This is a genomic window from Streptomyces olivaceus (assembly GCF_000721235.1).
GTDB lineage: Bacteria > Actinomycetota > Actinomycetes > Streptomycetales > Streptomycetaceae > Streptomyces > Streptomyces olivaceus.
The window spans coordinates 315,645-329,920 of the sequence record NZ_JOFH01000014.1 but is presented as its reverse complement, the minus strand read 5'-3'; the positions used below and the strand labels follow the sequence as shown (position 1 = coordinate 329,920).

14 protein-coding genes and 3 tRNA genes are annotated in these 14,276 nt (G+C 69.6%); 8 read left to right on the top strand and 9 right to left on the bottom strand.

The genetic code is table 11. The annotated features are described in order from the left end of the window. Window positions 1-69 precede the first annotated feature (69 nt). A tRNA-Asp gene (locus IG94_RS0117470) sits at window positions 70-144 on the top strand. 351 nt (window positions 145-495) lie between these two features. Beyond that, window positions 496-705, top strand: a complete 210-nt coding sequence (locus IG94_RS43525; RefSeq protein WP_078892327.1) for a DUF6274 family protein — start codon at window positions 496-498, stop codon at window positions 703-705. 449 nt (window positions 706-1,154) lie between these two features. Here the strand turns inward: IG94_RS43525 and bldC are convergent, their stop codons facing one another. Together bldC and IG94_RS0117460 are read right to left on the bottom strand one after the other, a co-directional pair. Then, a complete protein-coding gene (gene bldC, locus IG94_RS0117465) occupies window positions 1,155-1,361 on the bottom strand; it encodes a developmental transcriptional regulator BldC (RefSeq protein WP_003949541.1) in 207 nt (68 codons plus the stop codon). Window positions 1,362-1,906: 545 nt separating this feature from the next. Then, window positions 1,907-2,758: a DUF8083 family protein gene (locus tag IG94_RS0117460; protein WP_031037035.1), complete on the bottom strand. Its 852-nt coding sequence runs from the start codon at window positions 2,756-2,758 to the stop codon at window positions 1,907-1,909. 218 nt (window positions 2,759-2,976) lie between these two features. On the opposite strand from IG94_RS0117460, the gene IG94_RS0117455 reads away from it, so the two are divergent. After that, window positions 2,977-4,071, top strand: coding sequence for a Leu/Phe/Val dehydrogenase (locus IG94_RS0117455; protein ID WP_031037031.1), 1,095 nt, complete (start codon window positions 2,977-2,979; stop codon window positions 4,069-4,071). 295 nt (window positions 4,072-4,366) lie between these two features. Further along, the gene (locus IG94_RS0117450; protein WP_031037029.1) at window positions 4,367-4,624 is read left to right on the top strand and encodes a DUF3073 domain-containing protein; all 258 of its coding nucleotides are present in this window, start codon (window positions 4,367-4,369) and stop codon (window positions 4,622-4,624) included. A gap of 78 nt (window positions 4,625-4,702) precedes the next feature. Here IG94_RS0117450 and purM read toward each other — a convergent pair whose 3' ends face one another. From purM to IG94_RS0117430, 4 genes are all read right to left on the bottom strand, one after another. Next, window positions 4,703-5,770 (bottom strand): phosphoribosylformylglycinamidine cyclo-ligase, encoded by a 1,068-nt coding sequence (purM, locus tag IG94_RS0117445; RefSeq protein ID WP_031037027.1) that lies wholly within the window; start codon window positions 5,768-5,770, stop codon window positions 4,703-4,705. Between the two features lie 59 nt (window positions 5,771-5,829). Continuing rightward, window positions 5,830-7,356: an amidophosphoribosyltransferase gene (gene purF / locus IG94_RS0117440; protein WP_031037025.1), complete on the bottom strand. Its 1,527-nt coding sequence runs from the start codon at window positions 7,354-7,356 to the stop codon at window positions 5,830-5,832. A gap of 75 nt (window positions 7,357-7,431) precedes the next feature. Continuing rightward, on the bottom strand, window positions 7,432-8,262 hold the full coding sequence (locus tag IG94_RS0117435) for an META domain-containing protein (RefSeq protein WP_031037023.1): 831 nt from the start codon (window positions 8,260-8,262) through the stop codon (window positions 7,432-7,434). 36 nt (window positions 8,263-8,298) lie between these two features. Continuing rightward, entirely contained in the window at window positions 8,299-9,093 is a 795-nt protein-coding gene (locus IG94_RS0117430) for a maleylpyruvate isomerase family mycothiol-dependent enzyme (RefSeq protein WP_031037019.1), read from the bottom strand. 111 nt (window positions 9,094-9,204) lie between these two features. On the opposite strand from IG94_RS0117430, the gene IG94_RS0117425 reads away from it, so the two are divergent. Then, window positions 9,205-9,789, top strand: coding sequence for a Uma2 family endonuclease (locus tag IG94_RS0117425; protein ID WP_031037016.1), 585 nt, complete (start codon window positions 9,205-9,207; stop codon window positions 9,787-9,789). 61 nt (window positions 9,790-9,850) lie between these two features. On the opposite strand, the gene purL is transcribed toward IG94_RS0117425, so the two are convergent. Genes purL through purS form a run of 3 tightly spaced genes read right to left on the bottom strand, consistent with a single transcriptional unit; the run spans window position 9,851 to window position 13,055 of the window. After that, window positions 9,851-12,109 (bottom strand): phosphoribosylformylglycinamidine synthase subunit PurL, encoded by a 2,259-nt coding sequence (purL, locus tag IG94_RS0117420; protein WP_031037014.1) that lies wholly within the window; start codon window positions 12,107-12,109, stop codon window positions 9,851-9,853. Further along, window positions 12,106-12,786 (bottom strand): phosphoribosylformylglycinamidine synthase subunit PurQ, encoded by a 681-nt coding sequence (purQ, locus tag IG94_RS0117415; protein WP_031037012.1) that lies wholly within the window; start codon window positions 12,784-12,786, stop codon window positions 12,106-12,108. The genes purL and purQ overlap by 4 nt, the downstream gene beginning before the upstream one ends. Then, window positions 12,783-13,055 (bottom strand): phosphoribosylformylglycinamidine synthase subunit PurS, encoded by a 273-nt coding sequence (purS, locus tag IG94_RS0117410; protein ID WP_031037010.1) that lies wholly within the window; start codon window positions 13,053-13,055, stop codon window positions 12,783-12,785. Before purS ends, purQ begins: the two co-directional genes overlap by 4 nt. Window positions 13,056-13,395: 340 nt before the next feature. On the opposite strand from purS, the gene IG94_RS0117405 reads away from it, so the two are divergent. The 3 genes from IG94_RS0117405 (at window position 13,396) to IG94_RS0117395 (ending at window position 14,148) form a co-directional block, all read left to right on the top strand. Next, on the top strand, window positions 13,396-13,713 hold the full coding sequence (locus IG94_RS0117405) for a histone-like nucleoid-structuring protein Lsr2 (RefSeq protein WP_031037007.1): 318 nt from the start codon (window positions 13,396-13,398) through the stop codon (window positions 13,711-13,713). Between the two features lie 210 nt (window positions 13,714-13,923). After that, window positions 13,924-13,995: transfer RNA gene (locus tag IG94_RS0117400), tRNA-Gly, on the top strand. An 80-nt stretch (window positions 13,996-14,075) separates the two neighbouring features. Beyond that, window positions 14,076-14,148: transfer RNA gene (locus IG94_RS0117395), tRNA-Gly, on the top strand. Window positions 14,149-14,276 lie beyond the last annotated feature (128 nt).

Below are 14,276 nucleotides of genomic sequence, written 5' to 3'. Positions count from 1 at the left end.
CGACCGGTGGCCCGCCCTCCTGTACAGTCTCTTTTCGCAGCGCAACGCAGAAGACGCGCCGCGAAACCTGGTCCTGTGGAGCAGTTTGGAGTGCTCGCCACCCTGTCAAGGTGGAGGCCGCGGGTTCAAATCCCGTCAGGACCGCAGCGAGGCCCCGTACCGTTCAAACGGTGCGGGGCTTTCCCGTGCCCGAACCACCCCCAGACCGCAGGCCGCGCCCGCGGCGCAGCCGCAGTCCGACACGGCAAATCCCGTCAGGACCGCAGTCAAGCCCCGTGTCGATCATCGACACGGGGCTTTTTCGTGCACCCCCGCACCCCCGCACCCCCGCACCCGATGCCCAGCATTCAGCGCTCGGCGCACCCTCTCCCAACTCCCCAGCCCCTCGCGCCCCCAGAGGCCCTCAGTGCCCCTCTCGCGGCCTTGACGGCGTCACATTCGCTCGGTACTCCAAAGACAGGGCAAGCTCCCCGTGCGGCCCCCTGGAGGCGGCGTATGGCGGCATCGGTCAGGCACGAGACGCGGGCCCTGCTCCGCGCGCATCTGTCGGCCGCGTCGTCGTACGGCCATGCGACGCGGCACTGCCCGATCTGCCACCGGCTGCTGCGGCTCGCACTGGACGCTCCGGCGCCGCGGCTTCCCGTCGCACAGTTACCGACGGGACGTCAAGAAGGCGTCGAGGACGGGAGCGCCCCCACGGCCTGATGCCTGCCGGCCCCAACACCCTTGCCCCGCAGACCTCCTGGAGGTCAGGCCTCCAATAGCGCACGGACGCCGGGATCAACAACCACCCTGCCGTGTGATGGGTGTCACCCCATGAGTTTCCGGAACCGTGGCACTTACCAAGCTCCTACAACCGGTCAATTTAATATGTGCAATTGCACCAACACTCGCAGTACTCGCACAGCCGATCCGACACCCCTCCCCAGACTCCGACAAGGCCGCTCACAGGGCGACCCGGCAGTCCACCACAGTCGACCAGGCACTCCACCGGCGGACACGGGGCCGGACACAAAAAGATCGCGCTGGACCCGGCGGAGTCCAGCGCGATCAACGACGCACCCCTGTTGGGGCAGGAACGGCGTCGCTTGAAGCTGTGTTCCAGGCGCCTCGACAGATGGGGGACCTGCCGTTTTGCCCGGTTATTCAGTTGTTCAGGCTTCGCTGCGCTGCTGCGGAATGCCCGCGAGCAGGGCGCGGACCTCGGCTTCGCGGTAGCGGCGATGCCCGCCGAGCGTGCGGATCGACGTGAGCTTGCCGGCCTTCGCCCAGCGCGTGACCGTCTTCGGGTCGACGCGGAACATGGTGGCGACCTCAGCCGGGGTCAGCAGCGGCTCGGCATCAGGGGTGCGAGCGGTCATGAGCGGCCTCCTCGGGAGAACCGAACCTTCTCGGTTCTTTCCTCTAAATTCTGCACCTTGACCCACGTTGCCCGAAATGAGCGGACGCGAGTCGAGTCGGTTATAGGACGAACGGCTTGTCCTCGGCACTACAACTACACCATCTGTCCAGCCGCGTCGGCCAAACCGATGGAATTGCCCTCCCAGGTGTTCATCACCGACGGAAGCCGATGGACCATGCCATAGCGGACAGTCACTCCTCTGTGACGATCAGTCACAGAATGATCAGGGGTCGCCCGACCTGTCATCAGACCCCCCAAAGCGCGCAATGCTGAGATTCCGCCCACAGTGCATCACAAGAGGACGGAAGGAGCCCTCCCCGGGCTCCTTGTCCTATTTTGGCATGAGGAGGGGGAAGCGGCGCAAGAGTGATGTACGTGCAGTCCGTCACGCTTGACGCATACGCCCGGATCGGGACCTACGTCCCTTGTTGAGGGAACATCAGCCCACACCGAACACATGTCGGATCGAAAGACGAAACCCCACATCGAGCGGTACGTCAAACGTCAGTTCGCGGACCGCCGGTCCCGGACCCCCCGCCAGCGCTCCACGAGGCGCCCGTAAGCCGCCCCCGCCGTGGCCGGATCACCGTGGCGCAGCGCCTCGATCCCCTCGGCCACGTCCGCCGCGGAGTGGTCGTCGGCCAAGTCCCCGGAGGGCACGGCGTGCACGAGGCCGCCGTAGTCCAGTTCCACCAGGGAGCGCGGGTGGAACTCCTCCAGCCAGCGCCCCACATCCACCAGGCCGTCGATGAGCGGCCCCTCGTCCATGGCCTCGCGCAGGGCCCGCAGGCCCCGGGCCACCCGGCGGCGGGCCTGCACCATGGGGGTCCGGTAGCGCAGCACGGGCGGGGCCGCGGCCTCGCCGGCGCCGCCCCCGTCGTACTCCCGCTCCGCGTCGGAGACCAGCACGAACCAGTTGATCGGCACCTGCCAGGTGGCCGTGCGGATCCAGGGGCGGGCGTCCGGATTGCGCTCCAGCCAGCGTTCGTAGTCCTGCGTGCTCTGCCTGCGCACGACCGGCGGGATCAGCGCGTCGAGGACGGGCTCCGGGAAGTCGCCGGTCAGCTCGCCCAGGGCCTGCCAGCCGCGCAGCCGGGTCCGCCAGGGGCAGACGCAGACCACACCGTCGACCTCGGTCACGAAGGCGTCGGCGCTCTCGTGCACCCGCACGGCCACCGGCGGGGTGGGCAGCAGATCGGCCAGGGAGCGGCGCAGCTCGTCCTGGTAGGAGGGCAGGTCGGAGCGGCGGGCGTAACGGGTCCAGTGGGCGCGTTCCGCGTCGGGGAAGGCGGCCAGCGGCTCGTACACACGCAGGTACGCCGCGTAGGGGACGATCACCGAGGACACCTTGGGCACGCCTGCTCCCTCCCCCGCGCACCGCTGCGAAAACCTGCGGGAACGGATCACGAACGCACGGGAACCCCTCGAATCCTCGCACGCCCGTACTCCTTGCGGAGGTGATCCTGAGCACTGTGCGGCGGACCCGCGCCCCCAGGCCCTAATCTCGTGCCAGAGTCCCCGCCACCCGCACGGGGACCGTCTCGACCCGCCGCACCTACACAGGAGTCACCACCGTGACCGACGTAACCGGCGCACCTGCTGATGTACTGCACACCCTGTTCCACTCGGACCAGGGGGGTCATGAGCAAGTCGTGCTCTGCCAGGACCGCGCCAGCGGCCTGAAGGCCGTCATCGCCATCCACTCCACCGCGCTGGGCCCCGCGCTCGGCGGCACCCGCTTCTATCCGTACGCGAGCGAGGCGGAGGCCGTCACCGACGCGCTGAACCTCGCGCGCGGGATGTCGTACAAGAACGCCATGGCCGGTCTGGACCACGGCGGCGGCAAGGCCGTGATCATCGGCGACCCGACGCAGCTCAAGAGCGAGGAACTGCTCCTCGCCTACGGCCGGTTCGTCGCCTCGCTCGGCGGCCGGTACGTCACCGCCTGCGACGTCGGCACCTATGTCGCCGACATGGACACCGTGGCCCGCGAGTGCCGCTGGACGACCGGCCGCTCCCCCGAGAACGGCGGCGCGGGCGACTCCTCCGTGCTCACCGCCTTCGGCGTCTACCAGGGCATGCGGGCCTCCGCCCAGCACCTGTGGGGCGACCCGACGCTGCGCGACCGCACCGTCGGCATCGCGGGCGTCGGCAAGGTCGGCCACCACCTGGTCGAGCACCTGCTCGCCGAGGGCGCCCGCGTCGTCGTCACCGACGTGCGGGAGGACGTCGTCCGCGGCATCACCGAGCGGCATCCGTCGGTGGCCGCCGTCGCCGACACGGACGCGCTGATCCGGGTGGCGGGCCTGGACGTCTACGCGCCCTGCGCACTCGGCGGCGCGCTGAACGACGAGACCGTGCCGGTGCTGACCGCCAAGGTGGTGTGCGGCGCGGCCAACAACCAGCTCGCGCACCCGGGCGTCGAGAAGGACCTCGCCGACCGCGGGATCCTCTACGCGCCGGACTACGTGGTGAACGCGGGCGGGGTCATCCAGGTCGCCGACGAACTGCACGGGTTCGACTTCGAGCGGTGCCGGGTGAAGGCCGCGAAGATCTACGACACCACGCTGGCCATATTCGCACGTGCGAAGGAGGACGGCATTCCGCCGGCCGCCGCGGCCGACCGGATCGCCGAGCAGCGGATGGCGGAGGCGCGCGTCCGGCACTGACCGGGCGGTCGTTCCGGTTTGACCGGTACCCGTCGGGGGCGGTGGGAGAGAACTCTCACTTATCCCGGCGGGTCGACCGTCGAAAGGTGGTTAAAATCGCCGTTGACCAGCGAGGACGGGGCGCCTCGAGGGTCCTGGGCAGGGCCACGTGCTGCGGGCGACGTACCGTATGGGCGTGGGCTCAGGTACCGTGGAAGCCCTACGGACCGGTCTCTCCACGGAGAGCCCGTTCCGGACCATGAACGCGTGTCAAGACTCTGGGGCCGTCGAGCCCCGTCGTTGAGGGGGTCGAGCCATGGGGCGCGGCCGGGCCAAGGCCAAGCAGACGAAGGTCGCCCGCCAGCTGAAGTACAACAGCGGTGGGACTGATCTCTCCCGCCTGGCCGAGGAGCTGGGCGCATCGCCATCGAATTCACAACCGCCGCCGAGCGGCGAGAAATTCGAGGACGATGAGCAGGACGACGACGTGTACGCGAAGTACGCCGACCTCTATGAGGACGACGACGAGGACGAGGACGGCCAGTCCCCGTCCCACCAGCGACGCGGCGCTTGACCTAGCACTGGGCACCTTCCCGGTCGGTGACGGATGTCACCGGCCGGGTTCTGTGCTGTCCACGACATCCTCAGCGCCTCAGACCGCGTAGTCGCCCACCAGCGCCGCGCCCGTCCCGTGGTCGCCGCGGTCGGTGATCTCGCCGGCCACCCAGGCGTCCACGCCGCGGTCGGCCAGGGTCGCCAGGGCCACGTCCGTCGACTCCTCGGGCAGGATCGCGAGCATGCCCACGCCCATGTTCAGGGTCTTCTCCAGCTCCAGGCGCTCGACCCGGCCGGTCCGGCCGACGAGGTCGAAGACCGCGCCCGGGGTCCAAGTGGAGCGGTCGACCACGGCGTGCAGTCCTTCGGGGATCACGCGGGCCAGGTTGGCCGCGAGTCCGCCGCCGGTGACGTGGCTGAAGGCGTGGACCTCGGTGGTGCTCATGAGGGCCAGGCAGTCCAGGGAGTAGATCTTGGTCGGCTCCAGCAGCTCCTCGCCGAGGGTCCGGCCGAAGGCGTCCAGGTGGGAGTCGAGTGCCAGCCCGCCCTCGTTCAGCAGGACGTGGCGGACGAGTGAGTAGCCGTTCGAGTGAAGACCCGAGGACGCCATCGCGATCACCGTGTCACCCGAACGGATGCGGTCCGGGCCGAGCAGCCGGTCGGCCTCCACGACGCCCGTACCGGCGCCCGCGACGTCGAAGTCGTCCGCGCCCAGCAGGCCGGGGTGCTCGGCCGTCTCACCGCCCACCAGGGCGCAGCCGGCCAGCACACAGCCCTCGGCGATGCCCTTGACGATGGCGGCGACCCGCTCGGGGTGGACCTTGCCGACGCAGATGTAGTCGGTCATGAAGAGCGGCTCGGCGCCGCACACCACGATGTCGTCCATGACCATGGCGACCAGGTCGTGGCCGATGGTGTCGTAGACGCCGAGCTGCCGGGCGATGTCGACCTTGGTGCCGACGCCGTCGGTGGCGGAGGCGAGCAGCGGGCGCTCGTAGTTCTTGAGGGCGGAGGCGTCGAAGAGGCCGGCGAAGCCGCCGAGGCCGCCGAGGACCTCGGGGCGGCGCGTCTTCTTCACCCACTCCTTCATCAGTTCGACGGCGCGGTCGCCCGCCTCGATGTCGACGCCCGCGGCTGCGTAGCTGGCACCAGTTGTGTCAGGCATGACGGTGAGAACCTTCGTGTCGTACGGCAGGGGGGCCGGGAAGCCCGGGATACGGACGGCTACGGGCGACGGATGGCGTCGGCGGCGGCCGTACCGGCGGGCCCGGCGGCCAGCTCGGTCTCCAGGAGCTGCTTGCCGAGCAGCTCGGGGTCGGGGAGTTCCATCGGGTACTCGCCGTCGAAGCAGGCGCGGCACAGGTTCGGCTTGGCGATGGTGGTCGCCTCGATCATGCCGTCGATGGAGATGTACGCCAGGGAGTCGGCGCCCATCGAGGTGCCGATCTCCTCGACGCTCATGCCGTTGGCGATGAGCTCGGCACGGGTGGCGAAGTCGATGCCGAAGAAGCAGGGCCACTTCACGGGCGGGGACGAGATCCGGACGTGGACCTCGGCGGCGCCGGCCTCGCGGAGCATGCGGACCAGGGCCCGCTGGGTGTTGCCGCGGACGATGGAGTCGTCGACGACCACCAGCCGCTTGCCCTTGATGACTTCCTTCAGCGGGTTCAGCTTCAGGCGGATGCCGAGCTGGCGGATGGTCTGCGAGGGCTGGATGAAGGTGCGGCCGACGTAGGCGTTCTTCACCAGGCCGTTGCCGAAGGGGATGCCGGAGGCCTCGGCGTACCCGACCGCGGCGGGCGTGCCGGACTCCGGGGTCGCTATGACGAGGTCGGCCTCCGCGGGGGCCTCCTTCGCCAGCCTGCGGCCCATCTCGACGCGCGAGAGGTAGACGTTGCGGCCGGCGATGTCGGTGTCCGGGCGGGCCAGGTACACGTATTCGAAGACACAGCCCTTGGGCTTCGCTTCTGCGAATCGTGAAGTGCGCAGGCCGTTCTCGTCGATCGCCACGAACTCGCCCGGCTCGATCTCCCGGACGAAGCTGGCACCGCAGATGTCGAGGGCGGCGGACTCGGAGGCGACCACCCAGCCACGCTCCAGCCGGCCCAGGACCAGCGGGCGGATGCCCTGCGGGTCGCGGGCGGCGTAGAGGGTGTGCTCGTCCATGAAGACGAGCGAGAAGGCGCCGCGCACCTGCGGCAGCACCTTGGGGGCGGCCTCCTCGACGGTCAGCGGCTTGCCGTCGTCGTCCACCTGGCCCGCGAGCAGCGCGGTGACCAGGTCGGTGTCGTTGGTCGCCGCGACCCGCGTGGAGCGGCCGTCCTGCTTGGGCAGGTCGGCCACCAGCTCGGCGAGCTCGGCGGTGTTGACGAGGTTGCCGTTGTGCCCGAGCGCGATGGAACCCTGCGCGGTGGCACGGAACGTCGGCTGGGCGTTCTCCCACACGGAGGCACCGGTGGTCGAGTAGCGGGCGTGACCGACCGCGATGTGACCCTGGAGCGAACCGAGCGAGGTTTCGTCGAAGACCTGGGACACCAGTCCCATGTCCTTGAAGACGAGGATCTGGGAGCCGTTGCTGACCGCGATTCCCGCGGATTCCTGGCCCCGATGCTGGAGGGCGTAGAGCCCGAAGTAGGAGAGCTTTGCGACCTCTTCGCCCGGAGCCCAGACACCGAAGACGCCGCATGCGTCCTGGGGGCCCTTCTCGCCGGGAAGCAGATCGTGATTGAGTCGACCGTCACCACGTGGCACGACACCGAGTGTAGGCGAGGTCCACCGCGGTTCCGAATGTGGGGACGAGTGACCGGACCGCTGCTCACGCGCGGGTCACTTCTCGGCGACGGCCCGCACTGTGGTGCCGTCTTCGCTGGTCAGCGTGAGGGTTCCTTGATCAATCCGGTAGTCGACCTTGCCGTCGAAGAGGCCGAGCAGGCGTTTCTCGGCGTCCATGAGTGAGCCTTCGCACATCATTCGGGTCGTGGACGGGGCGCCGAGGGTGATACTGCCGTCGCTGACGGTGGCACTGGCGTTGACGCGGTTGCAGGGGAGGCGGCCGGACACGGTCTTCGCGTCCCGGTCGAAGGTGAGGTGGGCACCGCCCTTCTCGTCCTTGCCGATCGGGTGGCTCTCCTGCCCCTCGGGGCCGGGGACGTCCACGGCCCACTTCGTCCCGTACAGCGACGCGTCCTGCGCCTTGCTGAGCCGGACGGTGTCGCCGGCGTCGGTGGTCAGGGTCAGGCGGTCGCCGTCGTTCTCGGTGGTGAGCGAGCCGGTGGTGAGGGTGCGGCCGAGGGACTTCTCGAAGTCGACGGGCGTCTTGTCGCAGGCCTTCTCGGTGAACATGGCGTCACTGAGCCGGACGCGTTCCCCGTCGACGTCGGCGCGGGCGCTGAAGCTGTTGCAGCCGGTGCTGCCCGCCGCCTCGCCCGCGTCGTCGATGCGGACCTGTGCCGCGTCCGGTGCCCGGTGGGTGGTGCCGTCGACGGTGACGCTGTCGATGCTCCACTGGACGCCCGTGATGCGCTGCCCGTCCGCGCCCACGGAGCCCCCGCCGGAGTCGTTCGCCTTCTCGCTGCCGCAGGCCGCGGCGAGCGGGACGAGCGCGGCGACGGCCGCCACGGTCAGTGTCTTGCTGCGCTGTCGCTTCTGCCTGTACATGCCCATTCGACGGAGCCGGAGAAGATCCGGTTCCCCTCAGCCCGGCAACGGCAGCAGATTCCCGAGGTCGGCCCGCTCCCCGCTCGCGCTGACCTGCGCACCGGCCAGCGCGTCCGCCCAGGTCAGCCGCCCGGTGGCCAGCCGGATCCAGGTCAGCGGATCGGTCTCGACGACGTTCGGCGGGGTGCCGCGGGTGTGCCGGGGGCCCTCGACGCACTGCACGACGGCGTACGGCGGGATCCGCACCTCCGTCGAACCGCCGGGCGCCTTCACGGCGAGCGCGTCGGCGAGCAGCCGGGTCGCGGCGGCCAGCGCCTGCCGGTCGTAGGGGATGGCGAGGCCGGGCACGGCGGCGGCGAGGTCGTCGGTGTGCACGACAAGCCCGACGGTCCGGGTGACGACGTAGTCGGCCAGCGGCAGGGCCCCGGCGCCGGTGGGCAGCAACCGGCCAGCAGGCCGGGCGTCGAGGTGAGCGGTGAAGCGCCGCTCGACCTCTTCGAGGTGGGCGTCGAGGTCGGGGGGTGCGACGGCCGGCGGGCGGGCGGTGGCGACGGGGTCCGCGTCGGGCCCGACGGTGAGCGGCCAGTCGGGCAGCCGGCCGTCCTGTCGCGCCGGCTCGGGCTGCCCGAGCAGCAGGTCGACGGCGTCCAGCACCGTCCCGACGTGCACGACCAGCTCCCGTACGGTCCGGTCCCCCAGCCGGGTGGGCAGCGCGAGCTGCTCGGGCGTGAGGGTGCGGACGGCCGCCCGGACGTTGCCGAACTGGGCGAGCACGGCGGCACGGGTGCGGACGGGGTCGTAGGCGCGAGGGCGCTTCCTGGCGGGCGGCATGGGGGGAGCCTATGCGGGCGCCACTCACTCGTACGGGTGTCCGGCAGCGAAGAAGCACTCCGGGACCCCGAAGCACGGAAACACTGGTCGACGCCTGGAAGGAGGGGCAACATGACGGTTATGGCCGAGCACACGTCTCAGATGTCGGTGGACGACTTCGAAACGATCGCTTCCACCGCTCCCGAGTCCGTCACGTTGGAGTTCATTGACGGACGGATCGGGGTCAAAGCAGTGACCGACGGGGACCACGACACCATCGTGTCCTGGCTGGCCAAGCGCTGTATTCAGGCCCGGCCGGACCTGGATCTCTACTACGGGCGAGGCCTGCGCGTCGACGCGTACCGGGGGAGCAGGGCGCGGCCGGACGCCGTGCTCGTGCCCGAGGCCCACTTCGCGGGGTACGGCGAATGGGCCGACCCGGCCGGAGCACTCATGGTCGTTGAGATCACCTCGTACGACTCGGACACGGACCGACGAGACCGGCACGAGAAGCCGACCGCCTACGGGCAGGCAGGGATCCCGCTGTACCTCCTGGTCGACCGAGATTCCTGCACCGTCACGGTGTACAGCTCTCCCGACCGGCAGGTCGGCGGCTATCGCGACGCCCACGTCACGAAGTTCGGCGAGACGCTGGTCCTTCCCGACCCGGTCGGCATCGAGCTCGACACGGAGATCCTCAAGAACTACGTCCGCTGAAACGCCGAGGTCCCGCCGGCGACCGACCGGACGGGACCTCGGACTCGCAGCGATCGTGCGGCTACGCGAGCAGCCCCGGGATCGTGCCCTCGTGGATCTCGCGCAGCTCGGCCAGGGACAGCGTGAACTCGCCCTGCACCTCGACCGCGTCGCCGTCCACCACGCCGATGCGGGTGACGGGCAGGCCGCGGGCGCCGCACATGTCGTTGAAGCGGACCTCCTCCGAGCGCGGGACGGCGACGACCGCGCGGCCCGCCGACTCCGAGAAGAGGAAGGTGAAGGCGTCGAGACCGTCCGGTACGACCAGCCGGGCGCCCTTGCCGCCGAGCAGCGCCGACTCGACGACCGCCTGGACCAGGCCGCCGTCGGACAGGTCGTGCGCGGAGTCGATCATGCCGTCGCGGGAGGCGGAGATCAGGATCTCGCCGAGCAGCCGCTCGCGCTCCAGGTCGACCTTCGGGGGCAGGCCGCCGAGGTGGTCGTGGACCACCTGGGACCAGGCCGAGCCGCCGAACTCCTCACGCGTGTCGCCGAGGAGGTAGAGCAGCTGCCCCTCCTCCTGGAAGGCGACCGGCGTGCGCCGGGCCACGTCGTCGATGACGCCGAGGACCGCGACGACCGGCGTGGGGTGGATGGCCGCCTCGCCCGTCTGGTTGTAGAGCGAGACGTTGCCGCCGGTCACCGGGGTGCCGAGCTGGAGGCAGCCGTCGGCCAGGCCGCGCACGGCCTCCGAGAACTGCCACATGACCGCCGGGTCCTCCGGCGAACCGAAGTTCAGGCAGTCGGAGACCGCGAGGGGCTTCGCGCCGGTCGTGGCGACGTTGCGGTACGCCTCCGCCAGCGCCAGCTGCGCGCCCGTGTACGGGTCGAGCTTGGCGTAGCGGCCGTTGCCGTCGGTGGCGAGGGCGACGCCGAGGCCGGACTCCTCGTCCACGCGGATCATGCCGGAGTCCTCGGGCTGGGCGAGGACGGTGTTGCCCTGCACGAAGTGGTCGTACTGCTGGGTGATCCACTTCTTGGACGCCTGGTTCGGCGAGCCGACCAGCCTGCGGACCTGGTCCTTCAGCTCGTCGGACGTCTGCGGCCGGGGCAGCTTGTTCGCGTCGTCGGCCTGGAGGGCGTCCTGCCAGTCGGGGCGGGCGTAGGGGCGCTCGTAGACCGGGCCCTCGTGGGCGACCGTGCGCGGGTCGACGTCCACGATCTTGCCGCCGTGCCAGTAGATCTCCAGGCGGTCGCCGTCGGTCACCTCGCCGATGACGGTGGCGATGACGTCCCACTTGTCGCAGATCTCGAGGAAGCGGTCGACCTTCTCCGGCTCGACGACCGCGCACATGCGTTCCTGCGACTCGCTCATGAGGATTTCCTCGGGCGAGAGCGTCGAGTCGCGCAGCGGGACGTCGTCCAGGGTGACGCGCATGCCGCCGGAGCCGTTCGACGCCAGTTCGCTGGTCGCGCAGGACAGGCCCGCCGCTCCCAGGTCCTGGATGCCGACGACCAGCTTCTCGGCGAACGCCTCCAGGGTGCACTCGATGAGGAGCTTCTCCTGGAACGGGTCGCCGACCTGGACGGCGGGGCGCTTCGACGGCTTGGCGTCGTCGAAGGTCTCGCTCGCCAGGATCGACGCGCCGCCGATGCCGTCGCCGCCGGTGCGGGCGCCGTACAGGACGACCTTGTTGCCCGCGCCGGACGCCTTCGCGAGGTGGATGTCCTCGTGCCGCATGACGCCGATGGCTCCGGCGTTGACCAGCGGGTTGCCCTGGTAGCAGGCGTCGAAGACGACCTCGCCGCCGATGTTGGGCAGGCCCAGGCAGTTGCCGTAGCCGCCGATGCCGGCGACGACGCCGGGGAGGACGCGCTTGGTGTCGGGGTGGTCCGCGGCGCCGAAGCGCAGGGGGTCCACGACGGCGACCGGGCGGGCGCCCATCGCGATGATGTCGCGCACGATGCCGCCGACGCCGGTGGCCGCGCCCTGGTAGGGCTCGACGTAGGACGGGTGGTTGTGCGACTCGACCTTGAAGGTGACCGCGTAGCCCTGGCCGACGTCGACGACGCCGGCGTTCTCGCCGATGCCGACCAGCATGGCGCCGGACTGCGGGGCCTTCTCGCCGAACTGGCGCAGGTGGACCTTGCTGCTCTTGTACGAGCAGTGCTCGGACCACATGACGGAGTACATGGCCAGCTCCGCCCCGGTGGGGCGGCGGCCGAGGATCTCCACGACCCGCTCGTACTCGTCCTTCTTCAGACCCAGCTCGGCCCAGGGCAGCTCGGTGTCGGGGGTCTCGGCCGCGTGCTCGACCGTGTCCAGAGGGGTCCGGCTCATGCGTTGACCAGCTTCTTGAGGATCGAGGTGAAGAACGGGAGGCCGTCGGTGCGGCCCGTGCCGATCAGCGACTCGACGGCGTGCTCGGGGTGCGGCATGAGGCCGACGACGTTCCCGGCGGCGTTGGTGATGCCGGCGATGTCGTTGAGCGAGCCGTTGGGGTTCGTGTCCAGGTAGCGGAACGCGACCCGGCCCTCCGCCTCCAGCTCGTCCAGCGTCCGCCGGTCGGCGACGTAGCGCCCGTCCATGTTCTTCAGCGGGATGTGGATCTCCTGGCCGGCGGTGTAGTCGCCGGTCCAGGCGGTGTCCGCGTTCTCCACCCGCAGCTTCTGGTCGCGGCAGATGAAGTGCAGGTGGTCGTTGCCCAGCATGCCGCCGGGCAGCAGGTGGGCCTCCGTGAGGATCTGGAAGCCGTTGCAGATGCCGAGCACCGGGAGACCGGCCTTCGCCTGGTCGATGACGGTGTCCATCACCGGCGAGAAGCGCGCGATGGCGCCGGCCCGCAGATAATCGCCGTACGAGAATCCGCCGCACAGTACGACGGCGTCGACCTGCTTGAGGTCCTTGTCCTTGTGCCAGAGGGCGACGGGTTCGGCGCCGGCGACGCGGATCGCGCGCTGCGAGTCCCGGTCGTCGAGACTGCCGGGGAAAGTGACGACGCCAATACGAGCGGTCACTTCGCCGCTCCCGCGACTACGTCTTCGGACTCGACCTTGACGGTGAAGTCCTCGATCACGGTGTTGGCGAGGAAGGATTCCGCAAGATCATGGATGCGGGCGAGGGCGGCCTCGTCGACCGGCCCGTCCACTTCCAGTTCGAATCGCTTTCCCTGGCGGACGTCCGAGATCCCTTCGAAACCCAGTCGCGGCAGTGCGCGCTGCACCGCCTGGCCCTGGGGGTCGAGGATCTCCGGCTTGAGCATGACGTCGACTACGACGCGTGCCACTGGCACTCCCGGTGTGTGGTGCTGAGCAGGTTCCTTCAGACTACCCGTACAAAATTTCTACGCGCGTAGCCTTGGAGGAAGCTACGTGAGCGCAGTCACGATTCGGCATCGGAGCGGGGCGGTCGCGAAAAGCTTCGGGAAAGATCCCGGATCGACACCCGAGTCCTATTGCGCAGCGGACACGCGGGGAGATTAAGTCGAGCTTCCCATTGCAATGCCAAGCACTGTACAAATGAAATGTCATTAGCCGATACTTTGCCCAATTACAGGCGAACAGTCGGCATCATCGCGGCGTCGTGGCACGTCATCGCGGAGATGCCGCACGAAGGGACCGATATTCGTGGCGCAGCGTGTCGTGGTCACTCTCTTTGACGACATCGACGGCTCGGAAGCGGCGGAGACGGTCGCCTTCGGAGTCGACGGCCGGACGTACGAGATCGACCTGAACGAAGCCAATGCGCACAAACTGCGCGCGGCCCTGGAGCCGTACGTGTCGGCCGGCCGCAAGCGCTCGCGGTCCGGCAAGGCGTACCGGCAGACGGAGGTCGCCCCCGACCCCGCGGCGGTCCGTGCCTGGGCACAGGCGAACAAGATGGACGTACCGGCGCGCGGCCGGATCCCGAAGCGGGTGTACGAGGCGTTCGCCGAGGCCCGCTGAACCGCGGTCCGCCGAAGCGCCTCCCGTGAGCCGTCCACGACCGACCGGCCGACCGGCCACCCGGACCGGACACCCGGACCGGCCTCACCGAGCGGCCGACGGCCGCTCAGCCGCCCCTCGCCGCAACCGACTTGCGCAGCACCCCGGGTGATCAGCTAAAGTCTGGAGCACGCCGAGGGGCGAGGCCGAAAGGCCCAGCTCACGGAACATGCGGGTGTAGTTCAGTAGTAGAACATCCCCCTTCCAGGGGGAAGGCGCAGTGTGCAATTCCTGTCACCCGCTCTGCATCGCCGTACCGGACCTCCTTTTGGATCAGGTAGGCTGGTGCTCGCACCGATCGGTGAACGCTGGTCGGGAGCAATGCGGACGTAGCTCAGTTGGTAGAGCGCAACCTTGCCAAGGTTGAGGTCGCGAGTTCGAGCCTCGTCGTCCGCTCGGGAATCAGACCCCGGTCCTCCAGGACCGGGGTCTTTTCGTGTGCCGTGCCCCGGAGGCCCGCGCCGCCTCCCGCACTGACATTTGTCATGTCCGGCGATGACGGGTGGCACTGCCGGACCGCCCCG